The sequence below is a fragment of the Ochrobactrum sp. EDr1-4 genome, assembly GCF_049199085.1.
In the GTDB taxonomy this organism is placed as follows: domain Bacteria; phylum Pseudomonadota; class Alphaproteobacteria; order Rhizobiales; family Rhizobiaceae; genus Brucella.
The window spans coordinates 581,392-602,160 of sequence record NZ_JBLZOF010000001.1 but is presented as its reverse complement, the minus strand read 5'-3'; the positions used below and the strand labels follow the sequence as shown (position 1 = coordinate 602,160).

The window sequence follows — 20,769 nt, the reverse complement described above, 5'->3', positions numbered from 1 at the left end:
CGATATGGGTCAAGCCGTCAGACATACACTCCGCTTTTTGCTGAATGGCGAGACGGTTGAATTAGACCGTGTTTCGCCCACAGAAACTCTGCTCGATTATCTGCGGCTTTCGTGCAAATTACGCGGCAGCAAGGAAGGCTGCGGCGAGGGCGATTGCGGTGCCTGCACGGTGCTGGTTGGCAAGATTGTCGATGACGAACTCGTCTATGAAAGCGTGAATGCCTGCATCCGTTTTGTAGGCTCTCTCGATGCTACGCATGTCGTAACCATTGAGCATCTGCGCGGCTCCGACGGCGGTCTGCATCCTGTGCAAAAAGCGATGATCGACTTTCACGGCTCGCAATGCGGCTTCTGCACGCCGGGCTTTGTCATGTCGCTTTATGGTCTCTGGATGCGCAATCCAAAGCCAGCGGATGCACAAATTGAAAAGGCACTGCAAGGCAATCTCTGCCGTTGCACCGGTTATGAGGCGATCATGCGTGCCGCGCGTGCAATATCTGACTATGGCACCTTGACCGATGATCCGCTCGCGATCGAACGCGCCTATGTCATCAGCCAGCTCAGCGCTTTACGCGACGGCACACGGGTTGAAATCGGCAGCGGCAAGGACCGTCTGGTCGTGCCTGCTGATCTCGAAGATTTTGCCAATATTTATGCAGCCGAAGCCAAGGCCACAATCGTTGCCGGTTCAACCGATGTGGGCCTCTGGGTCACGAAAATGATGCGTGATATTTCGCCGGTAGTATTCATTGGTCACCTCAATGAATTGCGGACAATTAGCGAAAAAGATGGTGTTATCAGCATTGGCGCGGGCGTCACCTATACCGAAGCTTTTTTATTTCTGGCGAAGCGCATTCCTGCGCTGGGAAGCCTGATCAACCGCATTGGCGGCGAGCAGGTGCGTAATATGGGCACCATCGGCGGCAACATCGCCAATGGTTCGCCTATTGGCGACACACCACCACCATTGATCGCGCTTGATGCAAAGCTGACACTGCGCAAGGGTGCCGAACGCCGGACGATTCCAGTGCAAGATTTCTTCATCGCCTACGGCAAACAGGATCGTCAGCACGGCGAGTTTGTCGAAGCCGTGCATGTGCCAATTCCGGACGAGCGCAGTCAGTTTGCTATTCACAAAATCTCCAAGCGTTTTGAGGAAGACATCACGGCAACGCTTGGCGCCTTTCATCTGACACTCGATGTACATGGCAATGTCGCCTCCATCCGCATCGCCTATGGCGGCATGGCCGCAACGCCAAAGCGGGCGTTGAATGTGGAAGCAGCCCTTCTTGGCAAGCCATGGAATGACGCAACTGTCGAGGCGGCACTTGAAGCCTATGGCCTCGACTATCAGCCTTTGAGCGACATGCGTGCGAGTGCTGGTTACCGTTTGTTGGTTGCGAAAAATCTGCTCCGCCGCTTCTATGCTGAAACGCAGGGCGAGAGCGAAGCTTTGCGTAAGCCAAACACTGTTGCGGCATAAGGAGGATGACATGAACAAGCATCCTGCATCTGAAATCAAAGCGGCGCGCATTAAAGGCGGTGTCGCAACCGATCAGCGCCATGACTCAGCGCATAAGCATGTGACGGGTGAAGCGGTCTATATCGACGATATTCCTGAACCCGAAGGCACGCTGCATATCGGTATCGGTTGTTCGACCGTGGCACACGCCAAAATCACCGGAATTGATTTGTCGGCAGTACGCTCTGCCCCCGGTGTGGTCGACGTACTGACTTATAAGGACGTGCCAGGCGAAAACGACGTCTCGCCATCCGGTATGCATGATGATCCGATTTTTGCGGTAGACACTGTGCAATTTCACGGCCAGCCGATCTTTGCGGTTTTGGCCCGCACGCGTGATCAGGCGCGTCGCGCAGCTCGCCTTGCCAAGATAGACTATGAAGAAATGCCCGGCCTGTTTTCGATTTCGAGTCTCGACGGCTACAAAGACAAGCTGGTCTTCACGCCGTTGACGCTTAATCGTGGTGACGCCCGTAAGGCCATTGACGACGCGCCGCGCAAGGTCAAAGCCCGCATGAAAATCGGAGGGCAGGATCACTTTTATCTCGAAGGGCAGGTATCGCTTGCGATCCCCGGCGAAGATGAAGACGTGACGATCTATTGCTCCACGCAGGGGCCAAGCGAAACCCAGCATCTGGTGGCCCATGCGCTTGGCGTTCCGAGCCATTCGGTGACGGTAGAAGTGCGCCGCATGGGTGGCGGTTTTGGCGGCAAGGAAACGCAGTCAAACCAATGGGCGGCAATTGCCGCTATCGCTGCCAAGAAGCACAAACGCGCCGTCAAAATCCGGCTCGACCGTGATGAGGACATGACCTCGACCGGCAAGCGCCATGATTTCGTCGTCGACTACGAAGTGGGCTTTGACGATGCGGGCAATATCCTCGGTGTCGATTATCTGTTCGCGTTGAATGCCGGTTTCTCTGCCGACCTGTCCGGTCCGGTTGGTGATCGCGCGCTGTTTCACTGCGACAATGCCTATTTCTTCCCCGCCGTTCATGCGCAATCCGCGCCGCTTTATACCAATACGGTTTCCAACACGGCCTTTCGTGGTTTTGGCGGTCCGCAAGGCATGGTCGGTGCCGAGCGCGTGATCGAAGAAGTGGCCTTTGCTGTCGGTAAAGATCCGCTCGAAATCCGCAAGCTCAATTTCTATGACGCGATGGGAACAGACGGCACACGCAATGTCACGCCCTATCACCAGAAGGTGGAAGACTGCATCATCCAGCGCATTGTTGCCGAGCTTGAGGAAAGTGCGGATTACGCGAAGCGCCGCGAGGCAATCCGCGAATTCAACGCCAAAAGCCGCTATGTCAAACGCGGCATGTCACTGACGCCAGTGAAATTCGGGATTTCCTTCACCAAGACGGAATCCAATCAGGCCGGTGCGCTGGTGCATGTCTATAATGACGGTTCGGTACATATGAACCATGGCGGAACCGAGATGGGGCAGGGGCTTCATCTGAAAGTGGCGCAGGTGGTTGCTGAAGAATTCCAGATCGACCTTGATCGCGTGAAGATCACCGCAACTACGACCGCGAAAGTTCCAAACACAGCGCCCACGGCGGCATCGTCCGGCGCTGATCTCAATGGTATGGCGGCGCAGGATGCAGCGCGTCAGATCAAGAAGCGCCTTATTCATTTTGCCGCCCAGCAATATCAGGTGCCGGAAAATCAGGTTGTTTTCCTGCCAAACCGCATACGCGTCGGCAATCAGGAAGTCAGCTTCAACGATTTGGTGAAGCAGGCCTATATCGGGCGCGTGCAGCTTTCCGCATCGGGTCATTACAAGACGCCAAAAATCCATTGGGATCGCGCCAAGGGTAAAGGCCACGCCTTCTATTATTATGCCTATGGTGCTGCCTGTTCCGAGGTGTCTGTCGATACATTGACCGGCGAATATGTGGTGGAACGCACCGATATTCTGCACGATACCGGGCGTTCGCTGAACCGCGCTATTGATATTGGACAAGTGGAAGGCGGCTTTGTGCAGGGCATGGGCTGGCTGACCACGGAAGAGCTTGTCTGGGACGATAAGGGCAGGCTGCGCACGCATGCACCATCGACCTATAAGATCCCTCTGGCCTCGGACCGTCCGAAGATTTTCAATGTAGCACTGACCGACTGGTCGGAGGCTTATGAGCCGACGATCCACCGCTCTAAGGCGGTGGGTGAGCCGCCGCTGCCACACGGTATGTCGGTGCTCTATGCGCTGTCGGATGCAGTGGCGAGTGTTGCAGATCATAAGACCAGTCCGCGCCTTGATGCGCCTGCAACGCCCGAGCGTGTCTTGATGGCAATCGAGCGGCTGCGAAGTCAGAGAGGCTGATGCGATGCTGGGCAGGCGGGACGACATAAGGGCGTTTCTGAATAAGCGGCCCGATAGTGTTCTGATCGAAGTCACTGATGTCAGAGGTTCTGCCCCGCGGGATGCGGGGGCTTGGATGCTTGTTGCGCGCGATATGATTTTCCGCACCATTGGCGGCGGGCAACTCGAATATATGGCGATTGACCATGCCCGGAAGATTTTAGCGGGCGGCAAAGATTCCCCGATGGATGTGCCGCTTGGCCCCGAGATCGGACAGTGCTGCGGTGGTCGCGTGGCTTTGGGTTTCAAGCGCGTGAACCGTGGCCTTGCCGAAGAATTGGTCATTAAAGTCGATGCCGAAATTGCCATGCGTCCGCATGTCTATGTTTTTGGCGCTGGCCATGTTGGTGACGCGCTTGCCTATGCATTGTCGCTGACCCCTGTGCGCGTCATTCTGGTCGATACGCGTGAGGCGGAGCTTATGGCCGTCGATGCGCCCGGCGTTGAAACCTGTCTTGCGGCAATGCCGGAACAGGTGGTCCGTTCAGCTCCACCGGCAAGCGCATTCATCGTGCTGACCCATGACCATGCGCTTGATTTTCTGATCGTGGCTGAGGCTTTGCAGCGGGGTGATGCCGTCTATGTTGGCATGATCGGCTCAAAAACCAAAAAAGCCACTTTCAAGAATTGGTTGAAAAACGAATTCGGCAGCGCTGATTTGTTTGAAAATCTCGTCTGTCCGGTTGGTGGTGCAGTTGTCAAAGACAAGCGGCCGGAAGTTATTGCCGCATTGGCTGCGGCGGAGGTTTTGACCTCGGTGCTGGTTTCCAACAAAGTTTTGCAATTGGTTTAGAGCGCATCCCGAAAAGTGTGAAACGGTTTGCGGACAAAGATGTGCGTTAGAATAAATATTTAGAGCGCCGATCTGATTCAATCAGATCGTAACGCGCTCTTAAGCCAGCAATTCCTTGATCTGCCGTTGGCAGCGCTCAGTCATAAAATCGATGATCAGACGCACTTTCGGATCCTGAAAGCGCTTATGCGGATAGATCGCTGCAAGCTGGATTGATGCTGGTGGGGTGCTTTCAAGAATCGGAATCAGCCGCCCGTCGCGGATATATTCCTTCACCTCAAACAGCGGCTTGTTGATGATTCCACGCCCGCCGAGCGCCCATTGCGTCAATACGTCGCCGTCGTCGGAGTCATATGGTCCGGTGACTTCAAACTTGCGCAGGCCCTCTGCGGTTTGTAGCGACCAGTAAAACTCTTTTGAGCCAGGAAAACGCAGCAGAAGGCAGTCGTGCTGATCACCCAACAACTCATCAGGAGACTGTGGAGTGCCGTGTTTTTCGAGATATTCTGGGGCAGCGCAGATCACACGCTCACAGTTTAAAATGCCGCGCATGCGCAGATTGGAATTTTCCAGAACGCCTAATTTGAAAGCAACATCAACGCTTTCGCTCATAATGTCGATCTCATGGTCAGATAGTCGCAGGCGCACTTCTATGTCCGGATATTTGTCGTGAAACTCCGGAATTCCCGATGCAATCAGTCTTCGACCCAGTCCTAAAGGCGCTGTAATCCGAATCGATCCTTTCGGATTTTTGGCCAATTCGGCCACTGCGGCTTCCGCTTCATCGACCGCTTCGAGTATCTTTATCGCACCATCATAAAAGATGCGGCCATGCTCTGTTGGGGTCAGTTTGCGTGTCGTTCTGTTGAAGAGCCGCACGCCCAAATGCTTCTCCAACTCCTTGATTCGATTGCTTGCAACGGCTGGAGAGGCGCGCTGGTCGCGACCTGCTGCCGATAGATTTCCCAATTCGACAACGCGCACAAAAACACGCAGATTATCAAGGTAAGACATGCGTTCGTTCCACCATTGTATAGTTTTTTTTGAAAGTGATGGTCTTGATGCGACGTTCACACAGGCGCAAAGCTTTGGCAAATACAAAAGCAGGGAACGAAAGCGCGTCCCGAAAAGTGTAAAACGGTTTTCGGATAAGATGCGCGTCAAGAACAAGAATGGGAGTGCCGCATGTATGATCTTGCCGTGGCCTGGGACTGGCTGGGCTTCGCTGCGCGGTGGCTACACGTCGTCACCGCAATTGCGTGGATCGGCTCGTCTTTCTATTTTATCGCGCTCGACCTTGGCTTGCGCCAGCGCCCCGGCTTGCCCGTTGGAGCGCATGGAGAGGAGTGGCAGGTGCATGGTGGTGGCTTCTATCACATCCAGAAATATCTGGTTGCACCCGCCGAAATGCCTGAACACCTGACGTGGTTCAAATGGGAATCTTATGCCACATGGCTGTCGGGCTTCACGCTGCTCTGCATCGTTTACTATGCGGGCGCTGATCTTTATCTGGTCGATCCGAACGTACTCGATGTCTCGGCAACCACCGCGATTGCCATTTCGATTGCCTCGCTGGCTTTTGGCTGGATTGTCTACAACACCATCTGCAAGCTAATGCTTGGCAAAAGCGACACGCTTTTGATGGTGATCCTCTACGTCATTCTGGTGTTTATGGCATGGGGCTATACGCATCTGTTCACGGGGCGCGCTGCCTTCCTGCATCTGGGCGCATTTACCGCGACAATCATGTCTGCCAACGTGTTCATGGTCATTATTCCGAACCAGAAAATCGTGGTGGCCGATCTCATTGCCGGTCGCAAGCCCGATCCGAAATACGGCAAGATCGCCAAGCAGCGTTCCACGCATAACAACTATCTGACGCTGCCGGTTCTGTTCCTGATGCTCTCGAACCATTACCCGCTGGCATTTGGCACCGAGTTTAACTGGATCATCGCTTCGCTGGTGTTCCTGATGGGCGTTACAATCCGCCATTGGTTCAACACGCGCCATGCCCGCAAAGGCAATCCAACTTGGACATGGCTCGTGACGGTGCTGCTGTTCATCGTGATCATGTGGCTGTCCACTGTGCCGAAAATCTTGACGGGCGAACCGGAAGAGCAAAAGATTTCATCGTTACAGCAGAGTTTCATTTCGGACCCGCACTTTGATAAGGTGCGGGATACCGTTCTCGGACGCTGTGCGATGTGTCATGCTAAGGAGCCCGGCTGGGAAGGCATCATCGCGCCACCGAAGGGCGTAGTGCTTGAAAATGATCGGGAAATCGCGGCCCATGCCCGTGAAATCTATTTGCAGGCTGGTCGTTCCCATGCCATGCCGCCTGCCAATGTGACCGGCGTGAGCAATGAGGAGCGCAAGCTTCTCGCTTCCTGGTATGAATCTGCGACTGCTGGAGCAAAGCAATAATGACCAAACTTCTCATCCGTGGCCGTGTGCTGAGTTTTCGTGAAGAACCGCAAAGTCTGGATGATGCGCAATCTTATCGCTATATCGAAGATGGAGCCGTTCTGGTCGAAAATGGCCGTATCGCGCGCCTCGGTGACTATGCCGATGTGAGCGCCGAAGTGGGCCATGATGTTCAGGTTGCCGACCATCGCCCGCATCTCATTTTGCCGGGTTTCATCGATACACATATTCACTACCCACAGACGCAGGTTATCGCGTCCTATGCGGCCAATCTTCTTGAGTGGCTCAACACCTATACATTCGTGGCAGAGCAGAAATTCGCCGATGAGCAGCACGCGGAATTTATCGCTGAGCGCTTTCTGGATGAGCTGATCCGCCATGGCACAACGACCGCCGTTGCCTATTGTTCGGTGCATCCGCAAAGCGTCGATGCCTATTTCCGTGCATCGCAACATCGCAATATGCGTATGCTGGGCGGCAAGGTGATGATGGACCGCAACGCGCCGCCAGCACTGTGCGACACGGCACAATCGGGTTATGATGACAGCAAGCAGCTGATTGCCCGCTGGAACGGCAAGGACCGGCTTGATTATGTGATTACGCCGCGTTTTGCGATTACCTCAACACCAGAACAGTTGGAAGCAAGTCAGGCGCTTGCCCGCGAGCATCCTGAATGCTTTATCCAGACTCATCTGTCGGAAAACCACGAAGAAATCGAGTTTACGAAGTCGCTCTATCCCGATGCGCCGGATTATCTTGGCATCTATGAGCATTATGGGCTTCTCGGCGAAAAGACATTGCTCGGTCATTCCATTCATCTGGAAGATCGTGAAGTGGGCGTCATGGCGGAAACCGGCTCAATTGCAGTCTTCTGCCCGACTTCGAACCTGTTTCTCGGCTCTGGGCTTTTCGACCGTGATCGCCTCAAAGCATCGGGCGTGCGTATGGCAGTGGCTACCGATGTTGGCGGCGGCACCAGCTTCTCGATGCTGCGCACGATGGACGAGGGCTACAAGGTTCTGCAATTGCGTGGCAACCGGCTCAATCCGTTCCAGTCATTCTACATGATGACGCTCGGCAATGCTCGTGCACTATCGATGGAAGACAAGATCGGTACGCTCGAAGAAGGCACCGAAGCCGACATCGTGGTGCTCGATTCCTCTGCCACCTCGGCAATGCGCTTGCGCATGGCAGCCGTTTCAACACTCGAGCAGGAATTGTTCCTGCTGCAAACGCTGGGCGATGATCGCGCAATTGTTGAAACATATGTGGCGGGCAAGCCGCTAAAGGCTGAATTGGCCTAAAAAATCTCTGGAGGAGGGAGAGGGAGGACCTGCGGCGGAGAAATCTGCAGCGGGTCTTTCTTTTTTGCTTAAAGTTCCTCCGGACGTTTGCCGCCCATTGCATGGGTCAGGTCATCGGCTGTAGACCGAATGAGTGGCCCCAGTTCTTCGAGCTTTTGCCGGGGCAAACGAACCGCAGGCCCGGACACGGAAATCCCTGCAATCGCCTCGCCATGCTCATTGAAAATAGGCGCCGCGATGCAGCACATACCAAGCGTATGCTCTTCATCATCAATCGACCAGCCCCGTGTGCGGGTTGCCTGAATGTCTTTCAGCAGTAGAGGCAATGTATCGAGCGTACGTTGTGTAAACTGCTCGAGCGCTTTGCCTGAAAGCGTGCGCGCAATTTGGGTATCCGACCATGTGGACAGAACTGCTTTGCCAATACCGGATGCATGGATAGGTCCACGCCGTCCTGGACGAAAGAAAGCGCGCATCGGCGCGTGGCTTTCGACTTGCGAGATAAACACCACATCACCATCATCTTCGATGCCGATATTGGCGGTCTCGCCGCTCGCTTCCATCAATGATTTGAGATAGGGCCGCGCCAGTGTGCCGAGCTTGCGGAAACGGCGAAACGCATTGCCAATTTCAAACGCCTTGACACCAATGGTCCAGTCGCCGCTTTCCAGATCATGAGAAACCATGCCGTGATTGGCGAGCGAGGTCAGAAGCCGGTGCACGGTGGAAGGCGCCATCCCACTTTCATCAGCAAGATCGGTCAACGTCGAGCCATCATTTTCGGCAATCAGCGCCAGAAGCTTGAGACTGCGATCCAGAACCTGAACGGAGGAAGGTGCCGCGTTTTCCGCAGCCTTGCGGCCCCGCTTTGCTTTTACCTGTTCCATTAGCCACCTCCGATTCCCTGCTCTCTCATCACTACCGCATCCATGTTCTCTCCGAAAGTGCATGTCGATTATCTCCATTTCGTTGAAAATCCTTATTTCCATAGAATGGTATGCATTTCCATTTTTATAGAATAGATTTTTGTTATGGATTATTTTTCCGTTGGAGGAGATCAACATGGCCAGAATGCGTGCAGTGGATGCAGCCATACTTGTGCTGGAGAAAGAAGGGATCGATTGCGCATTTGGTGTGCCAGGTGCTGCGATCAATCCGTTTTATTCGGCCATGCGGGCGCGGGGTTCGATCCGTCACATTCTGGCGCGTCATGTTGAAGGCGCTTCCCATATGGCGGAAGGTTACACCCGAGCAAAACACGGCAATATTGGCCTTTGCATCGGAACATCCGGCCCGGCTGGCACCGATATGATCACCGGGCTTTACTCGGCATCAGCAGATTCAATTCCAATCCTCTGCGTTACAGGCCAAGCACCCCGCGCGCGCCTCGACAAGGAAGACTTTCAGGCAGTGGATATCGCCAAGATCGCGGCCCCTGTCACCAAATGGGCGGTCACGGTTATGGAGCCTGCACTGGTGCCTTTTGTTTTCCAAAAGGCATTTCATATCATGAAGTCGGGTCGCCCCGGCCCGGTGCTGATCGATCTGCCGATCGATGTCCAACTCGCCGAAATCGAGTTTGACATCGATACTTATCAGCCAATGGAGGCTTACAAGCCATCAGCCACCCGCGCACAGGCTGAAAAAGCCATTGCGATGTTGAATGATGCGGAACATCCGCTGATCGTAGCGGGTGGCGGCATCATCAATGCCGATGCTTCCGATCTTCTGGTTGAGTTTGCTGAAATCACCGGCATTCCGGTTATCCCGACCTTGATGGGCTGGGGCGTTATCCCTGATGATCACCGCCTCATGGCGGGCATGTGTGGTCTTCAGACCTCGCATCGCTATGGCAACGCGACGCTATTGGCTTCAGATATGGTTATCGGTATTGGCAATCGCTGGGCCAACCGTCACACCGGCAATGTGGAAACCTATAAGAAAGACCGCAAATTTATCCATATCGATATTGAACCCACCCAGATTGGCCGTGTGTTCGCACCGGACTTCGGTATCGTTTCGGATGCTGCCAAAGCGTTAAAACTGCTGCTGGATGTTGCCACCGAATGGAAGACGGCAGGTAAGCTGCGCGATTGGTCCGGCTGGGCGCAAGAATGCGCTGAGCGCAAAAAAACCATGCTGCGCAAGACGCATTTTGATCAAACGCCGTTGAAGCCTCAGCGCGTTTATGAAGAGATGAACCGGGCCTTTGGCCGCGATACTTGCTATGTCACCACAATTGGTCTGAGCCAGATTGCTGGTGCGCAGTTCCTGCATGTTTATCGCCCGCGCAACTGGATCAATTGCGGTCAGGCTGGTCCATTGGGCTGGACATTGCCAGCAGCACTTGGCGTTCGCGCGGCTGATCCAGATCGCCCGATTGTTGCACTGTCCGGCGATTATGATTTCCAGTTTATGATTGAAGAGCTGGCGGTCGGCGCACAGCACAAGCTGCCTTACATTCATGTGGTCGTGAACAATTCCTATCTCGGCCTAATCCGTCAGGCGCAACGCGGCTTTAATATGGATTTCGAGGTCAGCCTGGCATTTGATAACATCAACGCATCGGGCGATGCCGAAAAGGGCTATGGCGTCGATCATATCGCGGTTGCCGAAGGACTGGGCTGCAAGGCGATCCGGGTGCGAAGCCCCAACCAGTTTGCCGAGAGTTTTGAACAGGCAAAGGCGTTGATGGAAGAACATCAGGTGCCGGTTGTGCTTGAATTCATTCTCGAACGTGTCACCAATATCTCCATGGGAGCCGACATCGATCAGGTTGTCGAGTTTGAGGAACTGGCCGAGCGTGGCGAAGATGCGCCAACTGCAATTGCGGCTTTATTAGATTAATTTCGGAGGAATGGGCTATGCCAAGATTTGCAGCCAATCTGACTATGCTTTTTAATGAAGTGCCGTTTATGGAGCGCTTTGCACTGGCAGCGAAAGCGGGTTTCAAAGGGGTCGAATATCTCTTCCCGTATGACTTCAATCGTCACGAGCTGAAGGCAGCACTGGACCGTCATAATCTGGCACAGGTGCTGCACAATCTGCCCGCAGGAAACTGGGCTGGTGGCGAGCGCGGTATTGCCGTTCTGCCGGATCGGATTGACGAGTTTCGCCGTGGTATTGCCGATGCAATTGACTATGCGACTGCGCTCAATTGTTCGCAGGTCAATTGCCTCGCGGGACTTGCGCCGCAAGGCGTCGATCCCGATGCATTGCGCGCAACGTTCGTGAGCAATCTGCGGCTTGCCGCGCGCGAATTTGGCAAGCATGGCATTCGTTTGCTGATCGAGCCGATCAACCATTACGACATGCCGGGCTTTTATCTCAACACGGTCGAACAGGCGGTGTCGATCATTGATGAAGTCGGCAGCAACAACCTGTTTATCCAATATGATCTTTATCACCAGCAGCGCACGCGCGGCGAACTCATCGCCACCTATGAGCGCTACAAGCCGCTGATAGCACATATTCAGCTGGCCGATAATCCGGGGCGCAACGAGCCGGGCACGGGCGAAATCAACTATCCATATGTGTTCGAAGCGCTGAAAAATGCTGGCTACACGGGTTGGATTGGTTGCGAATACAAGCCGAAGACCACCACTGAGGAAGGTCTTAGTTGGTTTAAACAAGATCAAGCCGAACGGCTGACTGCATAGGGGGAATGGCTATGACAAATATCGGTTTTATCGGGCTTGGCATCATGGGCAAGCCAATGGCGCAGCATTTACAAAATGCAGGCTATAAGCTTTTTACCTCCAAGCATACGCAACCGCCGCACAAGGACTTGCTAGATGCAGGGCTGACTGTCCTCGACACCCCAAAGGCAGTCGCAAGCGAATGCGAAATGACCATTCTCATGCTGCCGGATACGCCGCAGGTTGCCGATGTATTGTTCAGCGAAGGCGGCGTTGCCGAAGGTTTGGGCAAAGGCAAAACGCTCATTGATATGAGCTCAATTTCGCCGATTGAAACCAAGGAATTTGCCAAAAAAGTCCGGGCAACGGGTGCGGAATATATCGACGCGCCGGTATCGGGCGGAGAAGTTGGCGCGAAGAATGCCAGCCTTTCGATTATGGCAGGCGGTGCGCAGGGTGCGTTTGATAAGGCGCTGCCGCTCCTAAAACTCATGGGCAAAAACATCACGCTGGTTGGCGATTGCGGTGATGGGCAAACCACCAAGGTCGCCAATCAGATTATTGTCGCGCTCAATATTGAAGCCGTAGCTGAAGCGCTGGTCTTTGCGTCTAAGGCGGGTGCCGATCCGGCAAAGGTGCGTGAAGCGCTGATGGGTGGCTTTGCTTCTTCGCGTATTTTGGAAGTGCACGGCGAACGCATGATCAAGCGCACATTCGATCCGGGTTTCCGTATTTCGCTGCACCAGAAGGATTTGAATCTTGCTTTGCAGGGCGCGAAAGCATTGGGCGTTTCGCTACCAAATACGTCAATGGCACAGGAACTGTTCAACTCATGCGCAGCGCATGGCGACGATGGTCTCGATCATTCCGGACTGGTGCGTGCGCTGGAGCGAATGGCCAATCATGATGTGGCTTAATTCAAGAGATTAATTCTCTGGAGGGGAGAACATGGAGCTGGCGATCTGGAGGGAGATGGCTGGCTCCATTGCTTTTATATGCGCAGCACGAAATAGTGTTGTGAAATAACAATAATATCGGGAATCTCATGACTGCCATCAACGATCCGAAGAAGTTTCTGACCAGCCTGTTCGATGCAGCGGTTGCGGCTGCTGATCCTGAACTGGTGATCCGCGCCAATTTGCCTGCCAAGCCCAAAGGCCGGACGATTGTGATTGGTGCGGGCAAAGGTTCGGCGCAGATGGCAGCAGCTTTTGAGCGCGCATGGGCAGAGCGGCATGAGGGCGAGGACGCGCCAATCGAAGGTGTTGTCGTCACGCGCTATGGCTATGGTGCGCCTTGCAACACGATTGAGATCATCGAAGCATCGCATCCGGTGCCTGATGATGCCGGGCTTGGGGCCTCAAAACGGCTGTTTGATGCGGTATCCAACCTCACTGAAGATGATCTTGTTGTGGCGCTGATTTCTGGTGGTGGCTCGGCTTTGTTGCCATCGCCACCTAAAGGTCTGACGCTTGCTGACGAGATCGCCGTCAACAAAGTATTGCTGGCGTCCGGTGCGCCGATATCGGCCATGAATGCCGTGCGAAAGCATCTCTCGACTATTAAAGGCGGAAGGCTGGCAGCAGCGGCGCATCCTGCCAAAGTCTTCTCGCTGGTAGTGTCCGATATTCCCGGTGACAACCCCGCCTTTGTGGCGTCCGGCCCGACTGTGCCTGATGAAACGAACCGCGACGAAGCGCTCAAAATTATCGAAAGCTATAGACTTGAACTGCCCGATGCCGTGCTCGCACATATCAAAAGCGAGAAATCGCATGCGCCGAAGCCTGACGATAAGATCTTTGCTGACAACGAAGTGCGGGTGATCGCATCAGCAGCCGTGTCGCTGGAAGCAGCCGTCAAAGAAGCGCAGCGGCATGGCGTTGAAGCGGTGATCCTGTCCGATTCAATAGAGGGTGAGGCGCGCGAAGTCGCGCATGTTCATGCGGCAATCGCGCGGGAAGTGGCGGATCGTGATCGCCCGTTCAAAAAACCGATTGTTCTGCTTTCCGGTGGTGAGACCACTGTGACCATCCGCGCCAAAGGCGGCAAGGGTGGCCGCAACAGCGAGTTTCTTCTGGCTTTCGCGCTTGATATTGATGGCTATGGGAATATTCACGCGCTGGCCGCAGATACGGACGGCATTGACGGTTCGGAAGATAATGCCGGTGCCTTTGCCGATGGCACCACCGCTTCGCGTTTGCGCGATGCGGGTGAGGATGGCGCTGCACGGCTGAATACCAATGATGCATGGAGCGCGTTTGATGCGATTGGCGATCTGTTCACGCCGGGGCCAACCGGCACCAATGTCAACGATCTCCGCGCTATTTTGATAATGGCTTAGTTTCGTCGTCGATCAGGATGCGCGTTGCCGCTCCATCCAGATCTTCATACTGGCCGTTTTTCAATGACCATAGAAATCCGGCAAGGCCCAGAATACCCAGGCCAAGCGCAATTGGAATCAGGAAAAGAAGTCCGCTCATTTGTGCGCTTCCTTGAGAATGACAGCCGGCGCGACCTTGTTTTGCGCCTGCTGTTTTTGTTTTCCGGCCCTAAGCCGCATGGCGTTACTGACAACCACAATCGATGACAACGACATTGAAAGTGCTGCCACCAGCGGCGTGACATAGCCGAAAATCGCAATCGGCACAGCAATGATATTATAGCCGATGGAAAGTGCAAAGTTCTGGCTGATCAACCGACCCGCTTCTTTTGACACCGCAAAAGCCAGCGGAACAGCAGACAGGCTTTCACGCAGGAACACGAAATCGGCGGCGTTGCGGCCAATGTCGGCCGCGGTTGCTGGAGCCATCGAAACATGCGCCGCCACAAGCGCTGGCGCATCGTTCAGCCCATCGCCGACCATCAGGACTTTACGACCATCAGCTGCCAGACCCTGCACAAGCTCCGATTTATCGGCAGGCAGAACTTCACCACGATATTGATCAACACCGAGATAGGCAGCAAGCTTTTTCACTGCAGGCAGTTTGTCGCCCGAGATAATTTCAAGCTTCAAACCATTACGCTTCAGCGTACCAATCGCGGCAGCTGCATCTTCGCGTGGCTGATCTTCAAAGCGGAAGGTTTCAACAAGCATGCCATTGATGGACAGGCAAGTTTCCGGGCCATCTGACAGCGCAGCGTTCGTGTTTCTGTCCGCCCATTCGCGTTTGCCAAGACGATAAATCGTTCCGCTCAGCTCTGCCTCGATGCCAGCGCCGGGAATTTCCTCAATGCGCGTGAAAGCCGTCATCTGCTTTGCACCGGAAAACAGCGCAAGCGCGCGCGAAAGCGGATGGCGCGAATAAAGCGATAGTTCAGATGCAATTTCCAAATTGTTCGGATTGACCGCATCAAGATCAATCAGGCGAGGCTGACCAAGTGTCAGCGTGCCGGTTTTGTCGAATACGGCCGTGTCGATCTCGGCCATACGTTCCATGGCAGAGCCGTCCTTGATCATGATGCCGTTTTCAAACAGGCGACGCGCTGCGACCACCTGAACGATGGGAACTGCCAGTGCCAGCGCACAGGGACAGGTGATTATCAGCGTGCAGATCGCAATGTAAATAGAACGATACCAGTCGCCGCCCGTATAAATCATCCAGCCGACAAAAGCCGCAAAGGCAATCGTATGTACCATCGGCACATAGAGTTCCGACGCGCGATCAGCGAGGCGGCGATAGAATGCGCGACCACCTTCGGCCACATCCATCAGACGCACCATTTCAGCGAGGAAGGAATCCTTGGCTTCAGCGGTCGCACGAATGACGAGCGGGGCAGACAAGTTGATGGTTCCGGCGCGAATATCCGAGCCGGGGCCGACAGGCACCGCATCGCTTTCGCCTGACGCAATCGCGCAATCGAGTTCGGAACGACCGTCTTCGACCTTGGCATCTACCGGCACACGTTCGCCTGCGGCAAGGATGATTCGCATTCCGGGGCGGATTTCATTGACCGGCAGATAGTTGCGCTCGTCATTTTCGCCAATCACCACCGCACCGCGCGGGCTTAATTGCGCCAGACCACGCACCGCAGAACGTGCGCGTGCGCGCATGAGATAGTCGAGCGTGCGGCCAATCAGCAGGAAGAACAGCAGCGAGACAGAAGCGTCGAAATAGGCATGCTGGCCGTGGTTCATTGTTTCATAAACGCTCATGCCAAAGGCGAGCGAAATGGCGAGCGCGATTGGCACATCCATGTTCACGCGGCGCGCGCGCAGCGCATTCCATGCAGAAACGTAGAAAATCCGGCCCGAATAAATCAGGGTCGGCAGGGCGATCAGACCGGAAATCCAGTGAAACATATCGCGGGTGGCAGCATCTGCACCTGACCAGACGGCAACCGACAACAACATCACATTACTGGATGCAAAGGCTGCCACACCAAGTGCAATCAGCAGCCGCGTGAAGGTCGGGTCTTTGTCCTGCACCATATCGAAAATATGCGCTTCATAACCAAGGCGGCGTAGCGGATCGACAACATCGGGCGGCGTTTCGCCATCCTTCCAGCGAATGGTAACGCGGCGCGCGGTGAGATTGACGCGCACATATGCAACTCCGCTAATCTTGCCCAGAGCGTCTTCAATAGTCTTGATGCAAAGCCCGCAATGAACGCCGGGAACTGAGAGATCAAGCTGGCGCAGACCATCGCCGAGTGCACGGCTTGCGACCAGCATTTCATCCGGTGAAACCGACTGAATGACGGTCGCTATTTGTGCATTTTCAACGCAACAACTCATAAGATCCTCCCGTCCTTCACAAGAACGCGGATGATGTGACGATAGGGGTCTTCAAGGTTGTAATCGTCTCTGGCGACGGCGTTGACTTCCATGATCCAGGCACCTTCATCGAGCGCTAGCGGAGCGCTGAGCAAACCGTCTTCTGCAACAGTGAGGTCCACTTTTGTGTCATGCGCATCACCGACAGGGCGCTTGAATTCTACCGTGCCGCCCGTCATCACAACGGCCTTGCCGTCGCGATCATTCAGGCGCCACGAGAACACACCTTCTTCGAGCGCTGGCTGAGACTGCCAGCCAAGCGCTGCCTGCTCTTTTCCAGTCTCTGCTTTGTCGTTGAACTCCTGACTGGCGACATAGGTGTTCTTGACGACCAGTCCGCTCCAACTGCTCACAGCCTTATAAGCCATGGTCATATTGACCGCGATGATGACACCGAAGAACGCGAACATAATACCCAGCATGTGCCAACCGGTGAAGCCATTGGTGGTTTTTGATTTCACTGACATCATTTCTTCTCCGGAGCCATGAAGGTTGCTTTGTAACGTGCATGTTCCGCGCCGTCCGCGTCACGCACTTCGATTTCATAGTCGGAGCGCTGCTCCGTAATGGCATCATGCGGCAGGGTTACGAAAACCCGCAATGTTTTCAGCCGGTCGGGTTCAACGGGTATATCGTAATCGCCCTCTGCATTCAGGTTTTCATCTTGCACAGTCAGTTTCGCGCCGGGTAGACCTTCAATCGAAAGGCGGAACGTGCGCGGAACCGGGATCATGTTGAGCAGCTTGACCGTGTAGCCGTTGCGGATCGAACCATCCGACAGCAGCACATATTGCGGTGCGCGATCATGCAATACATTGATACCGATACGCTGACGCATCGAGAGCGAAATAACCAGTGTCAGACCGATCAACGCCCAGACGATGAAATAGAACAGAGTGCGCGGACGAAGAACCTTCTTCCACGACAGATGTTCAACCGCGGGGGACAGCTTGTTCGGTGTTTCATACACCCGCGCCGGATTGATTGGCGCGGTGCCATTATTGGTGGCAAGCGCCATGTTCCAGTCATAGTCGGCAAGCGTTGCATAGGAAATCAATCCCCGCTCTTTGCCGACTTTATCCATGACGCTGTCGCATGCATCAATGCAGAGTGCGCAGGTGATGCACTCGAGCTGCTGGCCATCGCGAATATCAATCCCCATCGGGCAGGCAGCAACACAGGCATTACAATCCACGCAGTCGCCGACGGTTTCACCCGCTGCGAGTGCCTTCTTGGAATGGCGTGAGCGTGGTTCGCCGCGCCAGTCATTATAGGTCACAGTCAGCGAGTTTTCATCCAGCATTGCGGCCTGAATGCGTGGCCATGGGCACATATAAGTGCAGACCTGCTCGCGCATCAGTCCACCGAAAATATAGGTGGTGGCGGTGAGGATCGCGACAGTCATATAGGCGACGGAGGCTGCTTGACCGGTGACAAAATCCACCAGCAGCGTGGGCGCATCAGCAAAGTAGAAAATCCACGCGCCGCCGGTCAGAACACCGATGATAATCCAGACCGTATGCTTGGTGACACGCTTCCAAACCTTTTCAAAAGACCAAGGCGCTTTGTCGAGCTTCATGCGGGCATTGCGGTCGCCTTCAATAGCGCGCTCGACAACCAGATAAAGATCGACCCAGACGGTTTGCGGACAGGTATAACCGCACCATGCGCGGCCCGCCGCCGATGTCACCAGAAACAAACCAAGGCCCGCCATGATGAGCAGACCTGCGACGTAATAAAATTCTTGCGGCCAGATTTCGACGAAGAGGAAATAGAAGCGACGATTGGCAAGATCGATCAGCACTGCCTGATCGGGCGCATAGGGGCCGCGATCCCAGCGCAGAAATGGCGTCAGGTAGTAAATACCCAACGTGATGAACATGATGATCCACTTGAAGCGGCGGAAATTGCCCTTCACACGCTTCGGAAATATCTTTACCCGTGCCGCGTACAACGACTGCCGGATATTGGGGGAATTGACTGCCTGAACGTCTATCCGTTCGACATCGTCTGACATTTGCCTTGCTCCTCAAGCGCGAGGCCGACAGACAGAAGCTGGCTTGCCGGTTGTTTCGCACTTGTCTTGATTGAGAGCGGGGTGATTATTCGCCGTCCGTTCTTATGTATTTCTCGTTTGGCTGGCCCCGAATTGCCGTCAAGCCGGGGCCAGCTGAAGCTTGGATGCTATTATTCACCACCGCCGAGCGAGTGGACGAAGATTGCGAGCTGCTTGACGGTTGCGTCGCCAAGACGTGCTTCCCATGCAGGCATCACGCCATGTTTTGGACGCGCAACCTGCTTGGCGATTGCGTCTTCACCAGAACCGTAGAACCAGATCGCATCGGTAAGGTTTGGCGCGCCAAATTCGCGCAAGCCCTTCGCATCTGCGCCGTGGCAGACAGCGCAGTTTTCCGCGAAGACCTGCTTGCCAGCCGGGATCATATCCGGGTTATGCGGTGTGCCCGAAAGGCTGACCACATAGGCCGCAACGTCACGAACCTGTTCTGGTTCAAGCACATCGACAAAGGCTGGCATTTCCGAAACGCGGGTATCCGCGTCATCGGGCGAACGCACGCCATGACGGATGGTCGTCAGAATGTCGTCAACCGAACCACCCCAGAGCCAGTCATCATCGTTGAGGTTTGGATAGCCCGGTGCGCCCTGTGCACCAGTGCCGTGGCACTGTACGCAGTTCACGCGGAACGCTGCTGCACCGCCAGCAATCGCATATTGGCGCAGGTTTTCATCCGCGATGATCTCATGCACGTCCTTGGCATTAATCTGGTCCATAATGCCCTGACGGTCAGCTGCGATCTGTGCGTTTTCCTTCCAGAAATCGCCCCGGCTCGACCATTCATAAAGACCTGCCGTCGAGCTTGAGATCAGCGGCCATGCCGGATAGGCAATCACATAGGCTGCGGCCCAAACGATGGTCGCGTAAAAGGTCCACAGCCACCAGCGTGGCATTGGGTTGTCGAGTTCCTGAATACCGTCCCATTCATGGCCGGTTGTGGGTACGCCACTGACTTCATCAACTTGTTTGTCAGTCATTTTTGTCGTCCTTGAACGGTATTTCCTTCGCTTCATCGGCTTTCTTTTTGCTTCCCGGACGGAAAGCAAAAAGAATAACGAAGACGAAGAACAGAGCCATCGCGAGCAGGCCCCAGCTATCGGCGAAAGTGCGCAGGGTATTGTAATCCATGGCTAATTCTCCGCGTTATCGTGCTTTGGGGGACTGGTCGTAGGTCGAGAAGTCGACGAGCGTGCCGAGCATCTGGAGATAGGCAATCAATGCATCCATTTCCGAGATGACCTGCGGGTTGCCGTCAAAGTCGCCAACTTTCGCTTTGGGGTAGCGTTCGAGAAGGGCAGTTGTATCGGCATCCGGCTCTGCCTGCGCTTTAAGATCAGCAAGCGCGTTATCGACCATCTCTTGGCTATAAGGCACGCCAACAGCAACGTTGGCTTTGAGATTGGCCGAAATATCGCTGATTTTCAGCGGGTTTTTCAGCAGGAAGCCGTAATTCGGCATAACCGATTCCGGCACCACGTCACGCGGGCGCACCAGATGCTGCACATGCCATTCGTTGGAATAGCGGCCACCGACGCGCGCGAGGTCTGGCCCCGTGCGCTTCGATCCCCATTGGAACGAATGGTCATACATGGATTCCGCTGCCAGAGAGTAATGGCCGTAACGTTCCACTTCATCGCGGAACGGACGGATCATCTGGCTGTGGCAGAGGTAGCAGCCTTCACGCACATAGATGTCGCGGCCCGCCAGTTCCAGCGGTGAATAGGGACGCATCCCTTCCACCTTCTCGATGGTATTTTCGAGATAGAAAAGCGGGGCGATTTCCACGATGCCGCCGACAGTCACAACAGCCAGCGAGGCGATCAGCAACAGCGTTGCGTTTTTCTCCAGTGTGGAGTGTTTTTTCAGAAAAGACAT

General features: G+C 54.7%; 18 protein-coding genes. 9 read left to right on the top strand and 9 right to left on the bottom strand.

Annotation, left to right across the window (positions count from 1 at the left end; genetic code table 11):
- Positions 1–4: 4 nt before the first annotated feature.
- Genes xdhA through xdhC form a run of 3 tightly spaced genes read left to right on the top strand, consistent with a single transcriptional unit; the run spans position 5 to position 4,680 of the window.
- Entirely contained in the window at positions 5–1,483 is a 1,479-nt protein-coding gene (xdhA, locus tag ACOZHT_RS03075; protein ID WP_339513572.1) for a xanthine dehydrogenase small subunit, read from the top strand.
- 10 nt (positions 1,484–1,493) lie between these two features.
- On the top strand, positions 1,494–3,848 hold the full coding sequence (gene xdhB / locus ACOZHT_RS03070) for a xanthine dehydrogenase molybdopterin binding subunit (RefSeq protein ID WP_339513570.1): 2,355 nt from the start codon (positions 1,494–1,496) through the stop codon (positions 3,846–3,848).
- A 4-nt stretch (positions 3,849–3,852) separates the two neighbouring features.
- Positions 3,853–4,680 carry a xanthine dehydrogenase accessory protein XdhC gene (gene xdhC / locus ACOZHT_RS03065; RefSeq protein WP_339513568.1) on the top strand — a complete coding sequence of 276 codons (828 nt, stop codon included), beginning with the start codon at positions 3,853–3,855 and terminating at the stop codon, positions 4,678–4,680.
- Positions 4,681–4,779: 99 nt separating this feature from the next.
- On the opposite strand, the gene ACOZHT_RS03060 is transcribed toward xdhC, so the two are convergent.
- Positions 4,780–5,694 carry a LysR family transcriptional regulator gene (locus tag ACOZHT_RS03060; protein WP_339513566.1) on the bottom strand — a complete coding sequence of 305 codons (915 nt, stop codon included), beginning with the start codon at positions 5,692–5,694 and terminating at the stop codon, positions 4,780–4,782.
- Positions 5,695–5,865: 171 nt separating this feature from the next.
- Here ACOZHT_RS03060 and ACOZHT_RS03055 point away from each other — a divergent pair, with 171 nt between their 5' ends.
- Together ACOZHT_RS03055 and guaD are read left to right on the top strand one after the other, a co-directional pair.
- A complete protein-coding gene (locus ACOZHT_RS03055) occupies positions 5,866–7,104 on the top strand; it encodes a urate hydroxylase PuuD (RefSeq protein WP_339513564.1) in 1,239 nt (412 codons plus the stop codon).
- Positions 7,104–8,408 (top strand): guanine deaminase, encoded by a 1,305-nt coding sequence (guaD, locus tag ACOZHT_RS03050; RefSeq protein WP_339513562.1) that lies wholly within the window; start codon positions 7,104–7,106, stop codon positions 8,406–8,408. The genes ACOZHT_RS03055 and guaD overlap by 1 nt, the downstream gene beginning before the upstream one ends.
- 68 nt (positions 8,409–8,476) lie before the next feature.
- On the opposite strand, the gene ACOZHT_RS03045 is transcribed toward guaD, so the two are convergent.
- Complete coding sequence (locus ACOZHT_RS03045) at positions 8,477–9,295, bottom strand: IclR family transcriptional regulator (protein WP_339513560.1); 819 nt, start codon at positions 9,293–9,295, stop codon at positions 8,477–8,479.
- Between the two features lie 175 nt (positions 9,296–9,470).
- Between ACOZHT_RS03045 and gcl the strand changes: the two genes are divergently transcribed.
- The 4 genes from gcl (at position 9,471) to ACOZHT_RS03025 (ending at position 14,387) form a co-directional block, all read left to right on the top strand.
- Entirely contained in the window at positions 9,471–11,255 is a 1,785-nt protein-coding gene (gcl, locus tag ACOZHT_RS03040; protein WP_339513558.1) for a glyoxylate carboligase, read from the top strand.
- Positions 11,256–11,272: 17 nt separating this feature from the next.
- Positions 11,273–12,067 carry a hydroxypyruvate isomerase gene (hyi, locus tag ACOZHT_RS03035; protein ID WP_339513556.1) on the top strand — a complete coding sequence of 265 codons (795 nt, stop codon included), beginning with the start codon at positions 11,273–11,275 and terminating at the stop codon, positions 12,065–12,067.
- 11 nt (positions 12,068–12,078) lie between these two features.
- Positions 12,079–12,963, top strand: coding sequence for a 2-hydroxy-3-oxopropionate reductase (locus tag ACOZHT_RS03030; RefSeq protein WP_339513554.1), 885 nt, complete (start codon positions 12,079–12,081; stop codon positions 12,961–12,963).
- 128 nt (positions 12,964–13,091) lie between these two features.
- Positions 13,092–14,387, top strand: a complete 1,296-nt coding sequence (locus ACOZHT_RS03025; RefSeq protein ID WP_339513552.1) for a glycerate kinase — start codon at positions 13,092–13,094, stop codon at positions 14,385–14,387.
- On the opposite strand, the gene ccoS is transcribed toward ACOZHT_RS03025, so the two are convergent.
- The 7 genes from ccoS to ccoO all read right to left on the bottom strand — a co-directional run bounded on the left by ccoS (position 14,368) and on the right by ccoO (position 20,769).
- The gene (ccoS, locus tag ACOZHT_RS03020) at positions 14,368–14,526 is read right to left on the bottom strand and encodes a cbb3-type cytochrome oxidase assembly protein CcoS (protein ID WP_339513550.1); all 159 of its coding nucleotides are present in this window, start codon (positions 14,524–14,526) and stop codon (positions 14,368–14,370) included. The genes ACOZHT_RS03025 and ccoS overlap by 20 nt on opposite strands.
- Positions 14,523–16,781, bottom strand: a complete 2,259-nt coding sequence (locus ACOZHT_RS03015; RefSeq protein WP_339513548.1) for a cation-translocating P-type ATPase — start codon at positions 16,779–16,781, stop codon at positions 14,523–14,525. Before ACOZHT_RS03015 ends, ccoS begins: the two co-directional genes overlap by 4 nt.
- Complete coding sequence (locus ACOZHT_RS03010) at positions 16,778–17,287, bottom strand: FixH family protein (RefSeq protein WP_339513664.1); 510 nt, start codon at positions 17,285–17,287, stop codon at positions 16,778–16,780. The genes ACOZHT_RS03015 and ACOZHT_RS03010 overlap by 4 nt, the downstream gene beginning before the upstream one ends.
- The gene (gene ccoG, locus ACOZHT_RS03005) at positions 17,287–18,837 is read right to left on the bottom strand and encodes a cytochrome c oxidase accessory protein CcoG (protein ID WP_339513546.1); all 1,551 of its coding nucleotides are present in this window, start codon (positions 18,835–18,837) and stop codon (positions 17,287–17,289) included. The genes ACOZHT_RS03010 and ccoG overlap by 1 nt, the downstream gene beginning before the upstream one ends.
- A 170-nt stretch (positions 18,838–19,007) precedes the next feature.
- Entirely contained in the window at positions 19,008–19,871 is an 864-nt protein-coding gene (gene ccoP / locus ACOZHT_RS03000) for a cytochrome-c oxidase, cbb3-type subunit III (RefSeq protein WP_339513544.1), read from the bottom strand.
- Positions 19,864–20,022 carry a CcoQ/FixQ family Cbb3-type cytochrome c oxidase assembly chaperone gene (locus tag ACOZHT_RS02995; protein ID WP_024896091.1) on the bottom strand — a complete coding sequence of 53 codons (159 nt, stop codon included), beginning with the start codon at positions 20,020–20,022 and terminating at the stop codon, positions 19,864–19,866. Before ACOZHT_RS02995 ends, ccoP begins: the two co-directional genes overlap by 8 nt.
- A gap of 15 nt (positions 20,023–20,037) precedes the next feature.
- Positions 20,038–20,769, bottom strand: a complete 732-nt coding sequence (gene ccoO / locus ACOZHT_RS02990; protein WP_339513539.1) for a cytochrome-c oxidase, cbb3-type subunit II — start codon at positions 20,767–20,769, stop codon at positions 20,038–20,040.

Excerpts from the sequence above, each read along its gene's own strand:
- ccoO (WP_339513539.1), bottom strand. The coding sequence starts at position 20,769 with ATGTCTTTTCTGAAAAAACACTCCACACTGGAGAAAAACGCAACGCTG.
- xdhA (WP_339513572.1), top strand. The coding sequence starts at position 5 with ATGGGTCAAGCCGTCAGACATACACTCCGCTTTTTGCTGAATGGCGAG.
- ACOZHT_RS03010 (WP_339513664.1), bottom strand. The coding sequence starts at position 17,287 with ATGTCAGTGAAATCAAAAACCACCAATGGCTTCACCGGTTGGCACATG.
- ccoP (WP_339513544.1), bottom strand. The coding sequence starts at position 19,871 with ATGACTGACAAACAAGTTGATGAAGTCAGTGGCGTACCCACAACCGGC.
- gcl (WP_339513558.1), top strand. The coding sequence starts at position 9,471 with ATGGCCAGAATGCGTGCAGTGGATGCAGCCATACTTGTGCTGGAGAAA.
- ACOZHT_RS03055 (WP_339513564.1), top strand. The coding sequence starts at position 5,866 with ATGTATGATCTTGCCGTGGCCTGGGACTGGCTGGGCTTCGCTGCGCGG.
- hyi (WP_339513556.1), top strand. The coding sequence starts at position 11,273 with ATGCCAAGATTTGCAGCCAATCTGACTATGCTTTTTAATGAAGTGCCG.
- ccoG (WP_339513546.1), bottom strand. The coding sequence starts at position 18,837 with ATGTCAGACGATGTCGAACGGATAGACGTTCAGGCAGTCAATTCCCCC.
- ccoS (WP_339513550.1), bottom strand. The coding sequence starts at position 14,526 with ATGAGCGGACTTCTTTTCCTGATTCCAATTGCGCTTGGCCTGGGTATT.
- ACOZHT_RS03060 (WP_339513566.1), bottom strand. The coding sequence starts at position 5,694 with ATGTCTTACCTTGATAATCTGCGTGTTTTTGTGCGCGTTGTCGAATTG.
- ACOZHT_RS03015 (WP_339513548.1), bottom strand. The coding sequence starts at position 16,781 with ATGAGTTGTTGCGTTGAAAATGCACAAATAGCGACCGTCATTCAGTCG.
- xdhC (WP_339513568.1), top strand. The coding sequence starts at position 3,853 with ATGCTGGGCAGGCGGGACGACATAAGGGCGTTTCTGAATAAGCGGCCC.
- ACOZHT_RS03030 (WP_339513554.1), top strand. The coding sequence starts at position 12,079 with ATGACAAATATCGGTTTTATCGGGCTTGGCATCATGGGCAAGCCAATG.
- ACOZHT_RS03045 (WP_339513560.1), bottom strand. The coding sequence starts at position 9,295 with ATGGAACAGGTAAAAGCAAAGCGGGGCCGCAAGGCTGCGGAAAACGCG.
- xdhB (WP_339513570.1), top strand. The coding sequence starts at position 1,494 with ATGAACAAGCATCCTGCATCTGAAATCAAAGCGGCGCGCATTAAAGGC.
- guaD (WP_339513562.1), top strand. The coding sequence starts at position 7,104 with ATGACCAAACTTCTCATCCGTGGCCGTGTGCTGAGTTTTCGTGAAGAA.
- ACOZHT_RS03025 (WP_339513552.1), top strand. The coding sequence starts at position 13,092 with ATGACTGCCATCAACGATCCGAAGAAGTTTCTGACCAGCCTGTTCGAT.
- ACOZHT_RS02995 (WP_024896091.1), bottom strand. The coding sequence starts at position 20,022 with ATGGATTACAATACCCTGCGCACTTTCGCCGATAGCTGGGGCCTGCTC.